At 67.6% G+C, this 3,672-nt stretch carries 3 protein-coding genes and 2 pseudogenes; 1 reads left to right on the forward strand and 4 read right to left on the reverse strand.

Going from position 1 to position 3,672, the window contains the following annotated elements; all coding sequences use genetic code 11:
• From ABDV69_RS20540 to ABDV69_RS20555, 4 genes and pseudogenes are all read right to left on the reverse strand, one after another.
• Positions 1 to 138 (reverse strand): annotated as a pseudogene (locus ABDV69_RS20540) (alpha/beta hydrolase); the annotation flags it as partial.
• A 47-nt stretch (positions 139 to 185) separates the two neighbouring features.
• Positions 186 to 1,691, reverse strand: coding sequence for an OB-fold domain-containing protein (locus ABDV69_RS20545; RefSeq protein WP_343577624.1), 1,506 nt, complete (start codon positions 1,689 to 1,691; stop codon positions 186 to 188).
• 20 nt (positions 1,692 to 1,711) lie between these two features.
• Positions 1,712 to 1,891 (reverse strand): annotated as a pseudogene (locus tag ABDV69_RS20550) (ferredoxin); the annotation flags it as partial.
• Complete coding sequence (locus tag ABDV69_RS20555) at positions 1,888 to 3,177, reverse strand: NADH-ubiquinone oxidoreductase-F iron-sulfur binding region domain-containing protein (protein ID WP_343577625.1); 1,290 nt, start codon at positions 3,175 to 3,177, stop codon at positions 1,888 to 1,890. The pseudogene ABDV69_RS20550 and the gene ABDV69_RS20555, both read right to left, overlap by 4 nt.
• Positions 3,178 to 3,204: 27 nt before the next feature.
• On the opposite strand from ABDV69_RS20555, the gene ABDV69_RS20560 reads away from it, so the two are divergent.
• Positions 3,205 to 3,672, forward strand: coding sequence for a hypothetical protein (locus ABDV69_RS20560; RefSeq protein ID WP_343577627.1), 468 nt, complete (start codon positions 3,205 to 3,207; stop codon positions 3,670 to 3,672).

Consider the following 3,672-nt stretch of genomic DNA (forward strand, 5'->3'; position numbering starts at 1 on the left):
GCGGGGCTGCGCGCCGGCGCGCAGCAACGACAACTCGGGATGGCCGGGGCAATCGAAATACAGTGCGCTGGTTCCGCCGCCGTGAATGGCGACGATGACCGCCCGCGGGTCCGGCGCCTCGGCGACCAACGCGGACATCGGCACGCCGTCGACGATGACGAGCCGGGGCCGAACTGTCGGGCTCGTCACCGATCGGCCCGCAGCAGCAGTACCCCGCTGGGTGTCAGGCCGCCGCTGCGGACGACGCCGACGCGGGCATCGGCGACCTGACGATCGCTGGCCTCGCCGCGCAACTGGGTGATGGCCTCGTGCAGCAGGCCCATGCCATGAGTTCGGCCGTGCGACAGCTGACCGCCGTGGGTGTTCAGCGGTAACTGCCCGTCGCGCGCGATGTTCTTGCCGCCGTCCAGGAAGTGGCGTGCCTCGCCGATACCGCAGAATCCCGGCGCTTCGATCCAGGACAGGCAGTTCATCGTGAATCCGTCGTACAGTTCGGCGACGTCGACGTCCTGCGGGGTGAGCGATGTGCGCGACCACAGGTGGGCGGCTTGGCCCAGCACCTGCGGCTCGTGGGTCAACGTGCTTTGATCCCACTCGATTCGCTCGATGATCTGGGTACCTACCGCCTCCACCAGCACCGGCGGCTTGGTTAGGTCGCGGGCAGCGTCGACGGCCGAGACGATGACGGCGACCGCCCCGTCACACGGCACGTCGCAGTCATACAGCCCGAACGGCGAGGTGATGGGACGCGCGTCGAGGTAGTCGTCCATCGTCATCGGCGTCCGGTACACCGCGGTCGGGTTGAGTTCAGCGTTGGCGCGTTGGTTCAACGCGATCCAGCCCAGCGTCTCCTTGGTTGTTCCGTAGCGGTGGAAGTGGCGTTGGGGGTTCTGCGCCAACGTGTGTGCCGCAGACGTGGCGCCGAACGGCAGCAGCCAGTCCGCCCGACAACCGCCCGACGGGACGATCTTGCCCTGCTCCATCTGCTCGTTGAAGGTGGCTTCCCACAGCGTCCGAAAGCACAGCACATGACGAGCCAGCCCGCAGGCGATGGCGAGCATCGCGGCGATCACCGAGCCGCCGGGATGCGTTGAGAGAACGTCGATGTCGTCGATGGTCAAGCCGGCATCGGCGATCGCCGCCTCGCAGGCCGCGACGGTCAGCGCCAGCGGTGGCACCATCAACCGCCGACCGATCTCCGATATGCCGATGCCGGTCAGCGCCACCTTGTCTTCGAACTTCTCCGCCGTACGCATCGGCCGGACGAAGTCACCGAAGCGTTCCGGCTCGATCTCGTCGATCGGCAACGCGGCGGGTTCGGCCCCGTCTACAAGACGGAACAGCGGCAGCCAGACGTCGCTGTGCCGCTCGAAGACCACCTCGACCTGCTGGCCCAAATCCAGCTGCGCAGAGTCGTATTCGATGATGTTGGTGGTCAGCCGCACCCTGGGGTCCTCGGCGATGGCCACCTGCGCGACGACGTACGGTGCGGAAAGCCCAGGCAGGCTGAATCTTTCGTTGATGGTAAACCCGGCCAGCGTCGCGCGGCAGTACCGGGGGCAGACCGGTGCGGGCGGGTGGATGAGCGCGGAGCAATCGGTGCACTCCTGCAGACGTAACTTTCCGTCAGCAGCCGATGTCCAGAAAAACTCGTTGTCATCGGTGATCAACGGCAGCGGGCGTCCGGTCAACGGGTGAACCTCCACTCGGTGATCGCGTGCACCGGGCAGTCCAGCAGCGCCCGCATCACGGCATCGCGGTCGGCGTCGGCGACCTCGCCGTTGCCGTCCAGTGATGCGTAACCCCAGTCGTCGAGGGAGAAGTACGTTGGCGCGTGCTTGGCGCACACGCCGAAGCCGTCGCAGATCGTGCGGTCCAGACGAATCTTCACAGCGCCTCCACCTGGTAAGGACGGTCAGCGTTGAAGGCGCCCAGTTGGCATGTCTGACAACCATTGTCGAGGTGAGCCTGGACGAGTTCGGGGAATTTCGCCAGCAGGCTCGCCGCGATATTGGTCGCGGCGTCCAGTGTGGCGCAGGCGCCACGCCCGCGAAGCACGACCGACCAGCGGCGCAACCGGGCGACATCCTCCTCGGTGGCGACGCCGTCGCGTAGCGCGCCGGCCACGGCGGCCATTGCCGCAGTGCCGTTGAAGCAGGACCCGCACTGCCCGGCGTTCTCGCGGTCGAAGTAGGCCAGCACCGACGCTGCGACCGCGATCGGGCAGTCGTCGGTGATCACCGTGATAGCGCCGTTGCCCAGGCCACTGCCGAGGCCGCGCAGTGTCTCGTGGTCCAGCGTGGCGTCGAGCACGGCGCGGTCGAGGAGGCCGGCAAAGTAGCCGCCCATCAGCGCACCCCGTACCTGATCGGCTGAAACCCGGTGCAGGGAAAGCAGTTCAGTGAACGCCAGACCATGAGGCACCTCGTAGAGCGCCGGCGCGCGGCCCGCGCCGGTCACCGTCACTAGGAAGCTGCCCGGCGACGATGCCGTGCCCAGCGAACGGAACTCGGCGGCCCCGTGCCGCTGCACGAACGGCAGGCTGGCCAGCGTCTCCACATTGCTCACCAGCGTCGGCAGTCCGCCGACCCCTTCCTGGTAAGGCCTCGGCGGCTTGTCCGTTGGCTTGACCGGCCCACCGTTGAGCGCGCGGACGGCGGCTGTTTCTTCACCGGCGACATAGCCGGGTTCGACGGTATACACCGTCACCGCGACCCCGTCGAGGATGTCCGGCCCGAGTTCGGCCAACGCGGCTTCCACGCTCCGCGCCGAGTCCGCATCGGAGACATAGACATACGCGCGGTCCGCGGCCACCATGAACGCGGCACATCGCAGGCCGTCGATGACCAGATGTGGGCGGTGCCGCAGCAACCACCGATCCTTGATCGAAGCCGGTTCTCCCTCTTCGCCATTGGCGACCACGACGGCGCCACCGGCGGCGCGTCCGTGGTCGCGGACCGCGCGCGCCTTCACCGCGAATGGAAAACCGGCCCCGCCACGACCGAGCAGCCCACTCGACTCGACCTCACCGAGTAGTTCGTCCGCTCCGGTTAATGGCTGGTACCCGCCCGACCCCTGGTAGGCGGTGAAGTCTTCGCGGTCCTGACCATCGAGCAGTCGCGGCGTCAAGCCGGGCGACATGCCGATGGTGACGGCGGGTGCAGCGCTGGTCTCCATCAGTTGACCCGCGTTACGCTGGCGGACATGCGAACCGCAGTCGTGCGCGTCAACGTCGACCCGGACAACGCGCTGGAGCCTGCGCAGCTAACCGACGGCATGGCACTGCTCCTGGCGAGTGTCGGCAGCGCCGGTGTCATTGCGAAGGACCTCGGGGCCATGCCCGCCGGCCGCCGCGAAGTGCAGTTGCTGATCACCAGCGAAGACGTCGAGGCTGCGAAACAGGCGGCGATTGACCTGTGCAGCACCGCGTTTCCGGCCAACCCCGCTCCCGGTGTGGTCACCTTTGTCAGCCGGGGAACCGACGACGATGCGCACGGGGTGCTGGCCGGATTCGGGCTCACCGGTGACATCGTCCGGACTCCCGGCGAGGACGGCTTCGACATCGTCGAAGTGACGTTGCGCGAAGCCGACCTCGAGCGCGTCCCGGAGAGCCGGGTTCACACCGCGCTGGAGGCGTCGCTCAACTGCGAAGTCCGCATTCGCACCGCCTAG

Origin of the sequence: Mycobacterium sp., from assembly GCF_039583785.1 — a bacterium.
In the GTDB taxonomy this organism is placed as follows: Bacteria; Actinomycetota; Actinomycetes; order Mycobacteriales; family Mycobacteriaceae; genus Mycobacterium.